Raw genomic sequence first — 17,263 nt, forward strand, 5'->3', positions numbered from 1 at the left:
TGTATCATTATAAAAACACCACATTTATGATACCTACTAAACATAGAAAGGAATGATACATATTTCAACTTCATTTGCGCTTCTGGTCGTAGCGATTATTATCCTTGTCTGCATCGCGGGAAGCCGTCTTTCGGGGCGGCTGGGGGTGCCGACGTTGTTTATTTTTATTATGCTGGGAATGCTGTTTGGATCGGACGGTATTTTTAAGATTCCATTCGGCAATTTTGCACTGGCGGAACAGGTCTGCTCGGTGGCACTGATTTTTATCATGTTTTACGGCGGGTTCGGCACGCGCTGGAGTGAGGCGAAGCCGGTCGCGGGGCGGTCGATTTTGTTATCCTCGGTGGGTGTAGTGCTGACGGCGCTTTTGACCGGCCTGTTCTGTCATCTGGTGCTTAAGATGGCACTGATGGAAGGAATGCTTCTCGGCGCAGTTCTTGGATCGACCGATGCGGCATCCGTGTTCTCGATCCTGCGTTCGCGCAAGCTGAACCTCAAATACGGCACGGCATCCATGCTGGAGTTAGAGAGCGGAAGCAACGACCCGTTTGCGTACATGATGACGGTGATTCTGCTGTCTGCGATGACGGGGAGTGTGAGCGGCGGTTCGGCGGTTCTGCTTTTGATCCGCCAGCTCGCATTCGGGCTTTTGACCGGCGCGGCGATCGCGTTTCTGGTGACATGGCTTTTAAAGCGGTATGCCTTTTATGGCGAGGGATTTGACACGATCTTTGTCTTTGCGGCGGCAATCATTTCCTACGCGCTTGCATCCCAGATTGGCGGAAATGGCTACTTAAGTGTGTATTTGACCGGTATTATCCTCGGAAATCAGGAGCTGAAGAACCAGAAAGCGCTGGTTGGCTTCTTTGATGCGTTTACCGGTATGATGCAGATGCTTCTGTTTTTCTTACTGGGACTTCTGGCGTTTCCTTCGCAGATGCCGTCGATCGTGCTTCCGTCGATCGCAATCGCATTGTTTTTAACATTTGTGGCGCGTCCGGCGGCGGTTGGCTTGCTGCTCGCGCCGTCGAAACCGCCGATCGGGCAGTATCTGGTTATTTCCTGGGCGGGTCTGCGCGGTGCGGCATCAATCGTATTTGCGATCATGGCGACGCTCAGTGAGGGATATATGAAATATGATATATTCCACATTGTGTTCTGCGTTGTTTTATTTTCCATCATTTTTCAGGGTTCGCTGCTTCCGAAGGTGGCAGAAAAATGTGACATGATCGACAACTCGACCGATGTCATGCGGACGTTCTCGGACTATACGGGCGATATGCAGATTCAGTTCGTGCAGCTTCCGATCGGGGACAATCATCCGTGGAAAAACCGTAAAATCTGTGAGATCGAGATGCTTCCGGGTATGTTAATCACAGTGATCCGGCGCGGCGCGCAGACGATTGTGCCCAAAGGACAGACTGTAATTCAGGAAGGGGATACCGTCGTCTTGGGTGCAGAGGGCTTTACGGACAGCCAGGGAATCCTTTTAAAAGAGATTTTGATGACACCAGATCACCGCTGGTGTGGTAAGAAGATCGCGGAGGCGCGCTTCTATAAGAATACGATCATTGTGATGATAAAGCGGGGCAGCCAGATCATCATTCCAGACGGCGGTACGCAGATACTGGAAGGCGACCGGGTGGTTGTATACTCGCAGAAACTGCCGCAGGTGGAAGGGCGTGTGAAACACGAAATCGGACCGGCCGTATCGGCTGCTGTTCACAAGTAAGCACGTTTGCGTGAACAGTAACGCGGATTCATCGTTACTGTTCACGGGTAGGCACTTTTGGAACCGAAAGTGCCGTAAGAAAACGTGGTGGCAGCAGGAATTTGCCGTATTTGAATGCGAAGCCACGGCAAATTCCGTTACTGGGCACGCATGCGTGAACAGTAACGATTCATCGCAGGAACATGGAAATTTCAGGCAATACTTGCAGTTTGTTGAATTATAAACTATACTTAAACAACAACGGTTTGCCGGAGGAAAAGAGTATGCAGCAGGGAAATACGAAGGAACGGATTGTAGAGGCTTATATCGAGCTGGAGTCGGAAAGACCGGTCGAGAAGATCACGGTCACGGCGCTGGTCGAGCGGAGCCGGATCACAAGAAAAACATTTTATTATTACTTTAAAGATATATATGATTTGATGGAATACCGGATGGAACGCGAGATGAAGCGCGTCATGGAAGAGACGATGAGCCAGCCAGATCCGGAGAAGGCGCTGACACAGCTGTATATGTATATCATGGAAAATCAGAAGCATATCAGGGCATTGTCCGAGTCGGTACAGTTCATGGCGCTGCGCCGTCAGATGGGAGAAAAGGTGTACCAGTATTTTTATAACCATCTGGAGCGGATTGGTATGTTTAAGAACCTGACGATGCCGGAGGCGGCGATGGCGGTGCAGATCATCATTTTCTCGGTTATGGGAGTTGCGTTTGACGCGCCGTTTAAGGATGAGGCGGATGTGAAGGAGCGCGTCGCCACGTTCATGAGCGTGATCCGCAAATGCACCGGGCGTGACCCTATGCAGGTCCGTTAGGAAAGCAGGTTTCCGGCAGTTTTGAGAATTATTGTAACTGTTCAGTAGGTCTGCGCGTGACTGTGAAGGTACTGAACAGTTACGAATTATTATCAATTAGAAAATGGAACAAGGAAACGCAGGAGGAATCAGCGGTATTTGGTTGGTTTTTTCTGCGTTTTTGCTGTCATGTACCCGGAAAAAACGGTCAGCGGCAGGAGAATTCGGGTGCCATGAAAAAAAGATGAACATGGATAGATACATTTTGGCGAATTTGTGTACACACCTGTCCGAACTTGGGAGTGGCAAAGTGTATACGAGATGAGTAAAATATAGACTGAGAAAAATTTTTACCAAGAACAAGCATAGATGGAGGAAATTATGAAAAAAAGAGGAAAGATTCTGGCGCTGGCTGCGATTGTAGTTGTTGGCGCTGTCGTTTTGTCCCGATGCGGTCATAAGAATACGGCGGTGGAATATGAATCCCGTCCAACCGTAAGAGTAGAAAATCCGGTTCGTCAGGACATCAGCTTGTACACGGATCTGACCGGACTGGTAGAGCCGCAGTCCCGCGCGAGCGTCATGCCGAAGATGAGCGGCGAGGTGCTGGAGGTTTACTTCCAGGCGGGTGATACGGTCCAGGCAGGGCAGGCGCTGTGCAAGATCGATTCCGACGCGTTGACAGCGTTAAAGCTACAGGTGGATGCGGCTTCCGTTGCCTTAAAGAATGCGGACAGCAATTTAAGCCGTACCCAGGCGCTCTTTGCTGATGGTTTTGTCTCCCAGGAGGCGATGGAGCAGGCACAAAACAGCGCACAGAATGCGAAGATTTCCTATGAATCTGCGAAGAACCAGTACGATCTGCAGGTGAAATACACGACCGTGACGGCGCCGATCGACGGTGTGATCGAGTCCCGGAGCGTCGAGCCGCATGATCATGTATCTCCGGCAGGCGAGATCTGCACGATCTCCGGTGCCAGCCAGTTACAGGTTAAATTCGGCATCACCGAGAAGATCCACCAGACGATGGAGTTGGGCGACAGCGTGACGCTGGAGAAAAATGGTGCGGATTACACCGGTACTGTAACCGAAATCGGATCTATGGTCAACGAGAGCAGCGGCCTTTATGACGCGCGTGCGATGGTGCCGGATGCAGCAGGTCTTACGAATGGTTCTCGCGTAAAAATGACGGTTATCATGGACCATGTCAGCCAGGTGCTGACCGTTCCGGTCGATGCAGTCAGCTATGACAACGGTGCCCCGTTTGTATATCTCTATGAGGATGGAAAAGCGGAGAAGACCGAGATCGAAGCAGGTATCTATGACGATGAAAATATGGAAGTAAAATCGGGTCTGACGAGTGACAGCCAGGTCATCGTGAGCTGGAGCAACGAGCTGGTGGATCAGGGAGAAGTCCTGTTAGCACAGGATACCGATGGCGCGCAGACAGACGGAAACAATGAGACAGCAGCGGAGACGACAGAGGCAGGTGACAAAGAATGATTCGACTGACAAAACTCGCACTGCGGCGTCCGGTTACCATCATTCTCTGTCTGATTACCATCGCGTACTTCGGCCTTCAGTCCGTCATGGGCATGAAGCTGGAACTGACGCCAGAGATGGAGATGCCGATGTTAATCATCGCTACGGTGTATCCGGGAGCCAGCCCGGAGGACGTAACCGATCTGGTTACCAAGAAAGAAGAAGATGCGATCACATCATTGGACTCGGTCGATAAGGTACAGTCCATTTCCCGTGAAAATGTATCGATCGTCATTGTCCAGTATGAGTACGGTACCAACATGGATACCGCATACATTAACCTGAAAAAGGCGATAGATGGCATTCAGAGCGATCTGCCGGACGATGCCAACGATCCGAATATCATGGAGCTGGATATCAACTCGATGGCGACGGTTACGCTGGCAGTCAGCGGCGACGCTGATCAGAACCTTTATACATATGTAGATGACAAAATTGTTCCTGAGTTTGAGAAATTAAGCTCGGTCGGCGAGGTTTCGATTGCCGGCGGTCAGGATAGCTACACCCGCGTGGAACTGATTCCGGAAAAACTGGCACAGTACCACCTGAATATGAATACGGTTGCACAGTTAGTCGGTGCCGCCGATTTCACGATCCCGGCGGGCGATGTCCGGGTTGGAAAACAGGATCTCGACGTCAGTGTCGGCAACGAATTTAAGAGCACGGAAAGTCTGAAAAATGTCGTACTTCCGCTGGCAAACGGTGAGACGATCCATCTTTCTGATATCGCAAATGTCTATGAGGCGCTGGAGGATGCAAGCTCGATCGGACGTTACAATGGCGAAGATGTTATCTCCCTGGGAATCAAAAAACAGCAGAGTTCCACCGCGATCGAGGTTTCCAACCAGGTAACCAAGAAGGTGCAGGAAATTGAAAAGCAGTATCCGGGTCTTAAAATCACCGTGGTAGATGATGCCAGTGACACGCTGAAACAGTCTTTAAGCAGCGTAATCCAGACCCTGATCCTGGCGATCATCCTGTCCATGATCATTCTGTTCTTATTCTATGGCGATTTGCGTGCGTCGGTCATCGTAGGTACGTCCATTCCGATCTCCGTTGTATTGGCGATCATTTGTATGGCGGCGATGGGATTCTCAATGAATATTATTTCCCTGACGTCGCTCGTTCTCGGTGTAGGTATGATGGTTGATAACTCGATCAACGTCCTCGACGGATGTTTCCGGGCAAAGGAAAAACTGGATTTCTATGATGCGGCGCTGGAAGGTACGCGCACGATGATCGGCTCGATCACCGGCGGTACGCTGACAACCTGTGTTGTATTTATTCCGCTTCTGATGTTAAATGGTATGTCTGGACAGCTCTTTACACAGCTCGGGTACACGATCATTTTCTGTATGACGGCTTCCTTATTCTCAGCAGTCATCATCGTGCCGCTCTGCTATATGTTCTGGCATCCGGTTGAGAAGGATCATGCGCCGGCAGGACGTATAATCAAAGGCATCCAGGGCTGGTATCGCAAGCATATGCCGCATGTCATCAAGCGCTATGCGCTTGTATTCGGAACGACTGCAGTGCTGGTTGTCCTGTCCATCCTCATGGCGTCCAGACTGAACCTGGAGCTGATGTCTTCGATCGATGAAGGTATCGTCACGATGACGATCAAGACGAAACCGGGTTATTCGGTATCGGCGATCCGTGACACTGTGCTCGATCTGGAAAATATGGTAGAGACAGACGAGGATGTGGATCATTACCTGATGACATATGGAAACAGTGGTGTCAGCATGACTTCCGGAAGTGATGTGACGCTGAATGCCTACTTAAAAGATAAGAGAAAACTTTCCACGGACGAGGTTATCGAGAAGTGGAGATATGCGACACAGAACTACGTTGATGCGACCATTACCTTGGAACAGGGCAGCAGCAGTATGAGCAGCAGCATGAGCAGCGGTGATTCAATTGAGGTGGATCTGCAGAGTACCGATTACGACACCCTAAAGAAGGCAGCGGATGATCTGGTAACTGAGCTTCGCAAGCGCGAGGATGTTATGCAGGTACATTCTTCTGTTGAGAATGCGGCGCCGGTTATCAAGGTAAATGTGGATCCGGTTAAGGCAGAGGCAGAGGGACTGACCCCGGCCAGCATCGGTTCGATGGTATACAGTAATTTAAGCGGTGTGAAAGCGGCGACGATCTCCGTCAACGGCAATGATCAGGACGTGAAGGTAGAATTTGCGCCGGATCGCTACGATTCCATCGCGAAACTGCAGGGCATGATGATCACGACGGCGACGGGTAATACGCTTCCGCTGGAGGATCTGGCAGAGATCTACTACCAGGATAGCCCACAGGAGATTTCACGAAAAGAGAAACAGTACCAGGTATCGATCACGATGCAGGCACAGGCAGATTATAAGAAGACGGCTGAAAAAGATGTCAAGAGCTTCGTGCAGAACTGGGAATTCCCGTACGGCGTTGAGATGGCGACCAATAGCCTGGATGAGTCGATGGGCGAGGAGCTTTCCGCGTTGGGAATGGCGCTTGTCACAGCGATCTTTCTGATTTTCATTGTCATGGCGATCCAGTTTGAGTCCCCGAAATTCTCCCTGATGGTTATGGCAACGATCCCGTTCAGTTTGATCGGTTCCTTTGGATTCCTGTTTCTGGCGGACTGCCCGATCAGTATGAACTCCATGCTTGGTTTCCTGATGCTGGTCGGTACGGTTGTAAACAACGGTATTTTATACGTGGATACGGTGAACCAGCTGCGGATGGAGATGCCGTTAGACGAGGCGCTGGTAGAAGCCGGTGCGATCCGTGTACGCCCAATCTGCATGACGACACTGACGACCATCATTGCGATGATCCCGAACTGTCTGGCATTTGGTAAGGCGGGCAAGATGATGCAGGGCTTAGCGCTTGTAAACGTCGGCGGTCTGGTTGCGGCGACGATCCTGACGCTGGTACTGCTTCCGTCCTTCTACCGGGTGGTTTATAACATGGGAAAAGGCAAAGAAGATGAGTATGATAAGCTGGACTGCGACTAAGGAAAAGCAGGTTAAGCAGTGAATCTGTCAGGCGGCGGACCCGGGGCGGGGAAGCTGCCTGTACGGATAGAAAAAGGGGGAGAAGAAGATGCCGTCGGAACGATTTAAGCGATTGCCGGAGGAAAAACAGAAGAAAATCCGGGACGCGTGTATGGCTGAATATACGCGGACAACGATAGAAAAAGCATCGCTCAACCGTATGATAGAAGATGCCGGGATCTCCCGGGGCAGTTTTTATACGTATTTTGACAGTAAATGGGATGTTTTAGGATATCTGTGTGAGAGTTTTATCAATGAATTTTATGAGTGCGGCGTGCGCTGCCTTGAAGAGGCGCAGGGGGACATCTGGGAGATGTTAGGGCAGTTTTTAAACGGTTCGCTTGCCCTGTGCCGCGATGAGAGACGCACCGATTTCATCCGCAACATCATGGAGTGCAGCAGCCGCGAGGCGCTGATCTTTGATATATTCAGCTCCGATCCGGACAGTCCACGCGCCGTGCGTGGACGGAAGCTGGAACGTGCCGCCTATGAGTCGTGCGTGGGAAAATCCTTGCGGAAGATGGGCTGGGAGGAATATATGAGTTTTTTCCGCATGGCGATGATGGCGATCGCGATGGAGATCAAGAGCTTTCACGACGGAGTTCCGGAAAACCGTATCCGGGAACGGTTTGCCCTGACACTCGGCATCCTGAAACGGGGCGCTGGGATAGAATCGGGAGCGGGCGCGCAGAGCGCCGAAAGGAAATGAAGATGAGTAAGATGAAGAAAAACAGGAAAAAACTGTTTGCCATTCTTTTACAGGCGGCGTTAGTCAGCACGGCTATGACGATGCCGGCATATGCGGCTAAAACGCCGGGGATCGGCTCAGATGCGCTGGTTGGCGACGATGCGACCGGTCCGGTGCTGACGGGCGGCAATACCGAGGTGGAGGAGGAAACTTCCCCGTACACCAAAGAACAGCTAGAGGATGGGACGCTGGAATATGGCGAGATCGCATGGCGAATCGAGGGGTACAACAGCACGTACTTAAACCTGCGTTCCCAGCTCTACAGCCAGACGACCAGCCAGTCGGCGGGAACTGCCCTGGCGGCAGAGGCGAGCGCCCTCATGGAAGATGCGATGGACCTGAAGTCCGACGATATGGATGCGGAGACGAGAGAGCTGTTTGAGGGCTACAAGGCGGCAGCGAGAGAGCTGCGCAAACAGGGGGCAAAGCTTACGAACAAGGAGCTTTCCGGCACCTATGCCCGGACCCTGCGTCAGACAAAGAATAAGTTAGTCAAGGCGGTGCAGAACTTGCTCATCCAGTATGAGGAACTGCTCCCGCAGGTGGAAACAGCGAAAAAGAATGTGGAAATGTGCCAGGTAAATGCCGATGCCGCACAGAAGATGCAGGCGCTCGGCCGTGCTTCCGCGCAGGAGGTCCTGACGGCGCAGAAGGCGCTGCAACAGGCCAATTCCAGCGCCCAGCAGGCAGAAAACGGGGCATTGCAGCTCAAACAGAATATTTTAATGCTACTTGGATTTGGCGCGGATGCGCCGGTAACCTTTGCGGATGTGCCGGTTCCGGATGCGTCCCGGATCGCGGCAATGGATCTGGGTACCGATACACAGGCGGCAGTCAGTGCGAATTATGATCTGATGTCGGTACGTGCAAATAAGGCAACGGGTTCTTCCAACCGTACGGTCAAAAAAAGAAACGTTGCTTATACCGAGGATTCGGTGGCGATCACAATCCAGAACCTCTATGCGGCGGTAGTATCCAAGAAGCAGGCGTATGACAGTGCAGCAGCCGGATATCAGGCGGCCGCGCAGAGTTACGAGGCGGCAAAGCGCCAGAACGCACTGGGAATGCTCTCAAGAGCCAATTATTTGGGGCTTGAGTGTTCCTGGCTCAGCAGCGTGGCATCGTATAAGACCGCCGAGCTGGAATATACCAAAGCGGTGGAAAATTATGAGTGGGCAGTTAGAGGCCTGATTGTAAGCAAGTAGTTCGTCAGGAATTTGCCGTATTTAAATGCGAAGCCACGGCAAATTCCGTTACTGGACACGTATGCGTGAACCGTAACGTGAATGGGAACAGAAAGGAAGTAGGAACCGGAAATGAAACATAGAAGAAGGAAAACGGCGCTTCTGAGCGCAGCGGCAGCAGCGGTTCTGGCATTGCAGGGATCATTTGCGGCGCTGGCTGCCAGCCCGCAGTTCGCCTACGATGCGGATACATGGGCGAAGCTTCAGGACAATGTGATGGAATACAGCGAGCTGCCGTATCTGGTACAGGAGTACAACCCGACGTATTTAAACAACCAGACAACCTATCAGGCAGGACGCGATACAAAGAATGCGAAGGAAGTGCAGGATAAGCAGTACAATCAGGCAAATGACCTGTATGACAGCGCGGATAACCTGCGGGATCAGGCAGACCAGATTGAGGATTATCTGGCAGTGCCGGGCATGGCAAGTGCGTATGCCAGCCTGATGTCTGCATCGGTGATGGTCGAGCAGAATGCATTAAAAACGCAGCAGTCGGCCGATTCCTCCTACCGCGACAGCGAGATGGACCGTCTGGACTATATGAACAGCCAGGATGCGGTCGTGGTACAGGTAGAGGCAGCGTTTGCGGCGTATAATCAGGTCAAAAAGACAATTCCGCTGATGGAGAAATCGCTGGAACTGCAGGAACTGACACTGCAGATGACTCAGAAACGCCAGCAGCTCGGTCAGGCGACCCAGATTGATGTGTTAAATGCACAGAAATCGCTGCAGTCGCTTCAATCCACATTGACACAGACGAAAGCGGGGCTTCAGACCCAGCACCAGCAGCTCTGCGTCCAGACCGGCTGGACCTATGACGCGGAACCGGATATCCAGGATCTGCCGCAGGCGGATCTTGGACGGATCGCGGCAATGAACCTGGCGGCGGACACACAGACGGCGCTCCAACAGAACCTGTCCTTACAGTCCAATAAGCGCGGCTATGCCAATATGGCAGAAGGTTCAGCTGATAAGAAAAACATGGACCGCACCATCAAGAACCAGGAGCAGACGATCCGCTCCAGTATGCAGACACTCTACAACGACATCATGCAGAAGCAGACAGCCCTGCAGCTTGCCGATGCGTCTCTGGCAGCAGAGACGCAGGCGATGAATGCGATGCAGAAGAAGCTGGAGCTTGGCATGACGACCCAGATGGAGTACAAGAGCGAGGAAGTCTCCGTACTGGAAAAGCAGATCGATAAGGAGACAGCTAACATGAACCTGCAGCAGGCGATCGAGACGTATGAGTGGGCGCTGAAAGGTTACATGAAGTAGGGACAGAAGTTAAGTTTCTGGCACTTCCTCTGCGCGGGGGTTAACGTGGCGCTGGAGGAGCTGTGTATATCGAAAATGATATAATAAAATATTTATAAAACAAGAGGCAAAAAGCGGCGTTTTCTTTCGAATCGCCGCTTTTTTTGGGGAAAAAATAGGTGCATATTGTATGGATTTAACAAAAAATAGCCACAAACTACAGAATACTACCGATTCGGACTGGAAAATACTGGGTTAATAAAAAAATACTTTTGACAATTAACGCAGCATATGAGAAAATAAAAAAGATACTTTCAGTAAGGAGAGAAAATAAGATATGAACAAATCACAACAAAACAAAATCAAGTGGTATATGCTTTCCTTTATGTGTTTCTCCACCCTCTGGGGATTTGGAAACGTTTTAAATGGTTTCGTATACTTCAATGGAACACAGGTTATCTTCTCCTGGATTCTGATGTTCGCACTGTACTTTGTACCGTACGCACTGATGGTCGGAGAGCTTGGTTCCGCATTTAAGAATTCGGGCGGCGGTGTCAGCTCCTGGATTCATGAGACAACCGGCGCGAAGGCTGCATACTACGCAGGTTGGACCTACTGGGCTTGCCATGTCACCTACATCGCATCGAAGGGATCCGGCGGTCTGAAAGCGCTGAGTTGGATGATTTTCCAGAACGCAGAGAAGTATGCGTCCTTTAACACGAAAGCGGTTCAGTTAGTTACCTTTGCGGTACTGCTGTTCTTCTGCTGGGTTGCAAGCCGCGGCTTAAACCCGTTAAAGAAACTGGCTACCCTGGCGGGAACCAGTATGTTTGTCATGAGTATCCTGTACATTCTGCTGATGTTTGCTGCACCGGTCATCAATCCGAACGGTGGTTACCTGTCGGTGGATTTCAGCTTGAAAAACCTGATTCCGCATTTTGATTGGAAGTATTTCAGCAGCTTGTCCATCCTTGTATTTGCAGTCGGCGGCTGTGAGAAGATCTCCCCATATGTAAACAAGGTAGAGGATCCGTCCAAGGGATTCCCGAAGAGTATGATTTTTGCAGCGATCATGGTAATCGTCTGCGCGATCTTCGGTACAATCGCGATGGGTATGATGTTCGATGTATCCTTGGTTGAGGCTAATTTTGACTCTTACAATGCGAATGGACAGTACTGGGCATTCCAGAAACTGGGTGAGTATTACGGCGTTGGAAACCTGATTATGATCATTTATGCAGCCTGCAACGCGATCGGCCAGTTCTCGACGCTGGTAGTCAGCATCGATGCACCGCTTCGTATGCTGCTTGACAACGAGGATGCGCGTCAGTTCATCCCGACCAAGCTCTTAAAGAAAAACAAATTTGGCGCTTACGTCAATGGTATCTGGATGGTAGTCATCCTGTCCGGTTCCATCATTCTGGCTCAGGTTTTGGTTCCGAATGCGGATACGGTTCTGCGCCAGCTGACACAGCTTAATTCGGTTACCATGCCGATGCGTTATCTGTGGGTATTCTTTGCGTACTTCATGCTTCGCAAACATTCAGATAAGTTTGAGCGCGAGTATCGTTTTGTGAAGAACAACGGAGTGGCACTGGGCTTTGGCGCATGGTGCTTTATCCTGACCGCAGCCTGCTGCTTATTAGGTATGTACAAACAGGGTGATCTGTACACAACCATGCTGAATGTCATCACACCAGTCGTTCTGGTAGCACTGGGACTGATTTTACCGGCGATTAAGAAGAGAGAAGGGAAGTCTGCATGATGAATGCTGCGAAGGAATTATTGACTTTTATTGAGAACAGCCCGAGTATGTTTCATTCGATTGAGACGATCAAGGGAATGCTGGATGAGGCAGGTTTTACCTATCTGCCGGAGAGAACCCGCTGGGACGTGAAACAGGGAGGAACGTATTACACGATCCGCAACCATTCCAGTATCATTGCGTTCCGCGTCGGAAAGGAACTGGGCGATTACCATTTCCAGATGTGCGCCTCCCACAGTGATTCACCGACTTACAAGATCAAGAATGTACCGGAGTTAAATGGTCCGGGCGAGTATCTGCGTCTCGATGTAGAAGCATACGGCGGCATGATCGACAGCACCTGGTTTGACCGCCCTCTGACTGTCGCAGGCCGTGTGCTGGTAAAGGACGGTCAGGGCGTGAGCGCGAGACTTCTGTACATCGATAAAGATCTGTTCATCATTCCGAACGTAGCGATTCATTTCAACCGTGAGGTGAACAATGGATACAAATACAACCGCCAGGTTGATTTATGCCCGCTGTTTTCTGCCGGAGCGCTGAAAAAGGGCGCGTTTGACGCGATGATCGCAAAAGAGCTTGGCGTGGCCGTGGAAGATATTTTAGGCAAAGATCTCTTCCTTGTAAACCGTCAGCCGGGTACGATCTGGGGTTATGCGGACGAGTTCGTTTCCAGCCCGAAACTGGACGACTTACAGTGCGCTTACGTTTCCCTGAAAGCATTTCTGGCGGCGAAGAATGAGCGCGATGTCAGCGTATATTGCTGCTTCGACAATGAGGAGGTTGGTTCCAATACGAAGCAGGGTGCGATGTCCACCTTCTTACAGGATGTCCTGCACCGCATCAACGGTGCGCTTGGCAAGACGCCGGAGGACTACTATCAGGCAGTTGCCGGTTCTTTCCTCGTAAGCTGTGACAACGCACACGCCGTTCACCCGAACCACGGGGAGAAAACGGATGCGGTCAACTGCTCCTGGATGAACAAAGGTATCGTCATCAAGGAGAGCGCGAACCAGAAATACACCACGGACGCATTCAGCCGTGCGGTATTTACGAATGTCTGCAATGAGGCAGGTGTTCCGGTTCAGGTGTTTGCAAACCGCAGTGATATTTTAGGCGGTTCCACCCTTGGAAACCTTTCCAACACGCAGGTCAGCGTCCATGCCGTCGATATCGGTCTGCCGCAGCTTGCGATGCATTCCTGCTACGAAACGGCAGGTGTGAAGGACGTTGAGTACGCAATCCGCGCACTGACGAAATTCTACCAGACCACTCTTCAGATTGAAGGGGCAGAGCGGGTTTGCTTTGAGTAAATATAGTTAAAAGAACAGCCGCTTCGCGAAGGATGAAATGAATCGCGGGGCGGCTGTTTTTGATAGAATGAAAATGGTTAGAAAACGGAAAAACGGTAAATCCAGCAGCGCTGAAACGTTTTGTTTTGATGTTTAATTCGCGAAAATTATTTCCGCAGCAGCTCCGGCGCCATCTCCTGAAACAGCTTCGCGAGCGCCATCGCCGCCCGCGAGCGGTATTTTCCAGCGGGCCAGGCGAGCGCCAGATCGAGGAAAATACCATCTTTCCCGATCCGCAGATAGCGGAACTCATCCCGCATGATGCGGCAGGAACAGTAGGTAAACGCGAGTCCGACCCCCTCCCGCGCCATCGCCGCAGCAAAGGAGGCGGAGAGGTAGGTGTCGAGTCCCAGCGGTTCCACGCCAGCCTCGCGCAGGGAGCGGCGGCCAGTCCGTCCGAGGACGGTGCTGGGCGGTCCCAGAATATACTCAAATGGTGCGGTGTCCTTTAGGTCAATCCACATCTGTTCCGGCTCCGATTCACATGGCTTCGCAAACGCCATGACCGGGTGGTCGGCGGTGGTGGCGATCATGATCTCATCCCGCATCAGGAAATCCACACCGTGTTTGATCCGAACCGGCGGCGCGGCGATCAGCGCCAGATCTAAAAGCCCCTCTAAAATCTTATTTTCCAGATCAATACTGTCCATCTCACAGATCTCCACATGAACCCGTGGATACAGGGCATGGAATTTTTTCAGGACCGGCGGCAGCAGGTAGGTTCCCCGGTAGGTACTGATGCCGAAGATGACAGTGCCGCCCTTTAAATTTTCAATATCCGAAGCCTCGCTGCGTGCCTCCTGGTACTGCTGTAAAATCTGTCTGGCATGGAAAATAAATGCCTCCCCGGCAGAGGTTGGACGGACCCCGCGGGCAGTACGGACGAAAATCGGCGTCCCCAGATCCTGTTCAAACAGGCGGACCGCCTGGCTTAAGCTCGACTGCGCCATAAACAGTTTTTCAGCCGCGCGGGAGATGCTTCCCTCGTTGGCGACGGTTACGATATAGTCTAGTTCCTTTAAATCCATGAAAATCTCCCTTACGAGGTATCGAAATTTCCGATATCTGGTATAACAAATCTTGCCTTTCTCCTATAACAAAAATAGTATAAGATAAAAACAAGCAAAAATCAATGGCAGAGACTGAAGCAGCGGCTGGAAAATCGAATAGGAATCCGGCGAGGGAACGCAGCTTTGAAAAAGTCTCTGTGGACGATTATAAATAGGAGGAATAAGCAAGATGAAACAGGATTTAATGAAGGGTGTTATCGACATGCACGTTCACACGAATCCGGATCTGCGTCTGCGGGCGTATGATGATTTCGAACTGATGGAGGCGGCGATCCGGGTTGGGGCACGCGCTATCGTCATCAAGACGCATCAGGGAACCACGATGGATCGGGCGTATCTGTGCAACCGCCACAACGAAATTGTACACGGGGAAACGAACAATTTTACGATGTTTGGCAGTATTACCTTAAATAAGGTAGTCGGCGGCATCAATCCGAAGGCAGTCGATGTGGCGCTTCGTCTGGGTGCTAAGGTAGTATGGCTTCCGACCCAGTCGGCAAAAAACCATATGCAGAAGATGAATCAGGATCTGAGCCAGTGCGTGGAAGTGGTGAAAGATGGTAAAATTGTACCGGAGCTGCGTTCAGTGTTGGAGCTGATTCGTGACCACAACGCTGTACTGGGAACCGCACATATTGCACCGGAGGAGATTTTCACTGTTGTGGAAGCTGCCCGGGATATGGGAGTAAAAAACATCGTTGTAACCCATCCGGAATGGTGGATTGTAGGCATGAGCCATGAGGATCAGCTTCGTCTGGTAAAGGATTATGACGTTATCTTAGAGCGCTGCTATGCACAGAACATGGGTGGCGGAAAGTACAAGAGCAATCTGGCAGATAACCTGGAGCTTATCAAAGAGGTTGGCTATAAAAATGTCATGGTTGATACCGATGGCGGTCAGACAGAAAACCCGCATTGGGAGCTGGCACTGGCGGAATATATGCAGTATCTGGTAGATCATGGAATTCCGGAGGAGCAGGTGTACCATATGACACACACTATTCCGGCAAAACTGTTGGGCATCGAAGAATAGGGGGACGCATCACATGTTAAGTGCAGTTTTGGTGGCATCCATTGCGGTTGCCGTTATATTGGGATATAAAACGAAAATCAATACGGGATTTTTCTGTATTGCCTTTGCATACTTGATTGGTTGTTTTGGCATGGGATTAAAAACAAAAGAGCTGATTGGCTTCTGGCCGGTCAGCACCATGTTTGTCATCCTGTCAGTATCACTGTTTTACAACTTTGCAGCTGTGAATGGAACACTTGAAAAAATGTCGGCCAGTCTTCTCTATATGTGCCGTAAATTTCCGGGTATGCTTCCCTTTGCGTTATTTTTTGTAGCAGTTGTGCTTTCTGTTATGGGCGCTGCATACTTTACCGTTCTGGCATTCCTGGCACCGATTACCATCCTTATCTGTGAGGAAGCAAAGATGGACAAGCTGACCGGTGCGGTGGCGATCAACTGCGGTGCACTGGCAGGCGGAAACTTCCCCACAGCTTCGCTGGGCGTCGTATTCCGCGGTCTGATTGATACTGCTTATGAAGCAGAACCGGCATTTGAAGCAACGAATTCCTTTGTAGATGAAATGAAAATTTTTGGTTTCGCGATTGTATTTTCCCTGATTCTGATTGCAATTTTTCGCTTCGGTTTCAAGAGCAACCGCGGTATCGGAAAAGGCGTAACGTTCAATCGCCCGGAGCCGTTTGACAAGAAACAGAAAACAACCCTGCATTTAATGATTCTGATGATGGTGATTGTTCTGGTATTCCCGCTCTTAAAGATGGCGGTTCCTGGCAATGAACTGATTGGAAAAATTGCCGGAAAGGTTGATGTAGGACTGGTGGCATTCTGCTTTACCATCATTGCACTGCTCTTTGATCTGGCGCCGCAGAAGGAAGTTATCGCACGTGTTCCGTGGAACACCATCCTCATGATTGCCGGAGCCGGCATGCTTATCGCCGTTGCAGTTCAGGCCGGTACCATTGATGCATTATCCGCATGGATTGGTTCTAATGTTCCGACAGCCCTGATTCCGCTGGCATTCAGCTTTGTAGGCGCATTTATGAGTTTCTTCAGTTCTACAACCGGTGTTGTAGCACCGGCCCTGTTCCCACTGATTCCGGGACTTGCGGCAGCAACCGGATTAAACCCGGCAGCACTCTTTGCCTGCACGATTCTTGGTGCACAGAGCAGTGCGATCAGCCCGTTCTCATCCGGCGGCAGCCTGATTCTTGGCTCCTGCGGAAACGAGGAGGATCGAAATCACCTGTTCAACCGCCTGCTCTTTGTGGCAGTGCCGATCAGCGTTATCTGCTGTGCGGTATATAACCTGATTGTAGCAGTTGTTCTGTAAGGGAAATTTTATCTCAGTCGAGAAGACTCCCACATCTTCAGGTGGTGAGTAATAGCAAATTTGTCTCAGTGGAAGCCTTGTCTCCGACTGAGATAAACGCTCCGCGAGGATGCGCAGTGATTCTGTAAAGAATATGTCAGCTTACGCTGACCAGAATCACGCGCCAAGTCTCACGGGCGTTCGACTTGAATGAGAAGATGTTTGTTCGAAAAGCTGTCAGCCTGTTCTGGCAGCTTTCGATGAAATATGAAGATTGGAAGTAACTGTTCAGTAGGTCTGCGCATTTACTGCGCGTGACTGTGAAGGTACTGAACAGTTACGATTGGGAAAATCAAGAAGGAGGATAAAGAAA

Annotated in this window: 12 protein-coding genes; 11 read left to right on the plus strand and 1 reads right to left on the minus strand. The window is 50.8% G+C overall.

Annotated elements, in window-relative coordinates:
• The first annotated feature begins 52 nt into the window (after nucleotides 1-52).
• The 9 genes from DW931_RS13510 to DW931_RS13550 all read left to right on the plus strand — a co-directional run bounded on the left by DW931_RS13510 (nucleotide 53) and on the right by DW931_RS13550 (nucleotide 13,442).
• On the plus strand, nucleotides 53-1,732 hold the full coding sequence (locus DW931_RS13510) for a potassium/proton antiporter (protein WP_107001741.1): 1,680 nt from the start codon (nucleotides 53-55) through the stop codon (nucleotides 1,730-1,732).
• 263 nt (nucleotides 1,733-1,995) lie between these two features.
• Nucleotides 1,996-2,547, plus strand: a complete 552-nt coding sequence (locus DW931_RS13515) for a TetR/AcrR family transcriptional regulator (RefSeq protein WP_181357261.1) — start codon at nucleotides 1,996-1,998, stop codon at nucleotides 2,545-2,547.
• A 360-nt stretch (nucleotides 2,548-2,907) separates the two neighbouring features.
• Nucleotides 2,908-4,029 carry an efflux RND transporter periplasmic adaptor subunit gene (locus DW931_RS13520; protein ID WP_227589701.1) on the plus strand — a complete coding sequence of 374 codons (1,122 nt, stop codon included), beginning with the start codon at nucleotides 2,908-2,910 and terminating at the stop codon, nucleotides 4,027-4,029.
• Nucleotides 4,026-7,076, plus strand: coding sequence for an efflux RND transporter permease subunit (locus DW931_RS13525; RefSeq protein ID WP_107001739.1), 3,051 nt, complete (start codon nucleotides 4,026-4,028; stop codon nucleotides 7,074-7,076). The genes DW931_RS13520 and DW931_RS13525 overlap by 4 nt, the downstream gene beginning before the upstream one ends.
• A gap of 151 nt (nucleotides 7,077-7,227) precedes the next feature.
• A complete protein-coding gene (locus tag DW931_RS13530; RefSeq protein WP_207664453.1) occupies nucleotides 7,228-7,824 on the plus strand; it encodes a TetR/AcrR family transcriptional regulator in 597 nt (198 codons plus the stop codon).
• Between the two features lie 2 nt (nucleotides 7,825-7,826).
• Nucleotides 7,827-9,068 (plus strand): TolC family protein, encoded by a 1,242-nt coding sequence (locus tag DW931_RS13535; RefSeq protein WP_181357260.1) that lies wholly within the window; start codon nucleotides 7,827-7,829, stop codon nucleotides 9,066-9,068.
• A gap of 111 nt (nucleotides 9,069-9,179) precedes the next feature.
• Complete coding sequence (locus tag DW931_RS13540; protein ID WP_107001736.1) at nucleotides 9,180-10,388, plus strand: TolC family protein; 1,209 nt, start codon at nucleotides 9,180-9,182, stop codon at nucleotides 10,386-10,388.
• Between the two features lie 316 nt (nucleotides 10,389-10,704).
• Entirely contained in the window at nucleotides 10,705-12,132 is a 1,428-nt protein-coding gene (locus DW931_RS13545) for an amino acid permease (protein ID WP_107001735.1), read from the plus strand.
• Complete coding sequence (locus DW931_RS13550; RefSeq protein ID WP_338108873.1) at nucleotides 12,129-13,442, plus strand: M18 family aminopeptidase; 1,314 nt, start codon at nucleotides 12,129-12,131, stop codon at nucleotides 13,440-13,442. Before DW931_RS13545 ends, DW931_RS13550 begins: the two co-directional genes overlap by 4 nt.
• Nucleotides 13,443-13,588: 146 nt before the next feature.
• Here the strand turns inward: DW931_RS13550 and DW931_RS13555 are convergent, their stop codons facing one another.
• Entirely contained in the window at nucleotides 13,589-14,509 is a 921-nt protein-coding gene (locus DW931_RS13555) for a LysR family transcriptional regulator (RefSeq protein WP_107001734.1), read from the minus strand.
• Between the two features lie 211 nt (nucleotides 14,510-14,720).
• Here DW931_RS13555 and DW931_RS13560 point away from each other — a divergent pair, with 211 nt between their 5' ends.
• Nucleotides 14,721-15,584 carry a DUF6282 family protein gene (locus tag DW931_RS13560; protein WP_107001733.1) on the plus strand — a complete coding sequence of 288 codons (864 nt, stop codon included), beginning with the start codon at nucleotides 14,721-14,723 and terminating at the stop codon, nucleotides 15,582-15,584.
• Between the two features lie 13 nt (nucleotides 15,585-15,597).
• Nucleotides 15,598-16,911, plus strand: coding sequence for an SLC13 family permease (locus DW931_RS13565; RefSeq protein ID WP_107001732.1), 1,314 nt, complete (start codon nucleotides 15,598-15,600; stop codon nucleotides 16,909-16,911).
• Nucleotides 16,912-17,263 lie beyond the last annotated feature (352 nt).

Source organism: Clostridium sp. AM43-3BH (genome assembly GCF_003479985.1).
In the GTDB taxonomy this organism is placed as follows: Bacteria; Bacillota; Clostridia; order Lachnospirales; family Lachnospiraceae; genus Otoolea; species Otoolea fessa.

Excerpts from the sequence above, each read along its gene's own strand:
- DW931_RS13510 (WP_107001741.1), top strand. The coding sequence starts at position 53 with ATGATACATATTTCAACTTCATTTGCGCTTCTGGTCGTAGCGATTATT.
- DW931_RS13515 (WP_181357261.1), top strand. The coding sequence starts at position 1,996 with ATGCAGCAGGGAAATACGAAGGAACGGATTGTAGAGGCTTATATCGAG.
- DW931_RS13520 (WP_227589701.1), top strand. The coding sequence starts at position 2,908 with ATGAAAAAAAGAGGAAAGATTCTGGCGCTGGCTGCGATTGTAGTTGTT.
- DW931_RS13525 (WP_107001739.1), top strand. The coding sequence starts at position 4,026 with ATGATTCGACTGACAAAACTCGCACTGCGGCGTCCGGTTACCATCATT.
- DW931_RS13530 (WP_207664453.1), top strand. The coding sequence starts at position 7,228 with ATGGCTGAATATACGCGGACAACGATAGAAAAAGCATCGCTCAACCGT.
- DW931_RS13535 (WP_181357260.1), top strand. The coding sequence starts at position 7,827 with ATGAGTAAGATGAAGAAAAACAGGAAAAAACTGTTTGCCATTCTTTTA.
- DW931_RS13540 (WP_107001736.1), top strand. The coding sequence starts at position 9,180 with ATGAAACATAGAAGAAGGAAAACGGCGCTTCTGAGCGCAGCGGCAGCA.
- DW931_RS13545 (WP_107001735.1), top strand. The coding sequence starts at position 10,705 with ATGAACAAATCACAACAAAACAAAATCAAGTGGTATATGCTTTCCTTT.
- DW931_RS13550 (WP_338108873.1), top strand. The coding sequence starts at position 12,129 with ATGATGAATGCTGCGAAGGAATTATTGACTTTTATTGAGAACAGCCCG.
- DW931_RS13555 (WP_107001734.1), bottom strand. The coding sequence starts at position 14,509 with ATGGATTTAAAGGAACTAGACTATATCGTAACCGTCGCCAACGAGGGA.
- DW931_RS13560 (WP_107001733.1), top strand. The coding sequence starts at position 14,721 with ATGAAACAGGATTTAATGAAGGGTGTTATCGACATGCACGTTCACACG.
- DW931_RS13565 (WP_107001732.1), top strand. The coding sequence starts at position 15,598 with ATGTTAAGTGCAGTTTTGGTGGCATCCATTGCGGTTGCCGTTATATTG.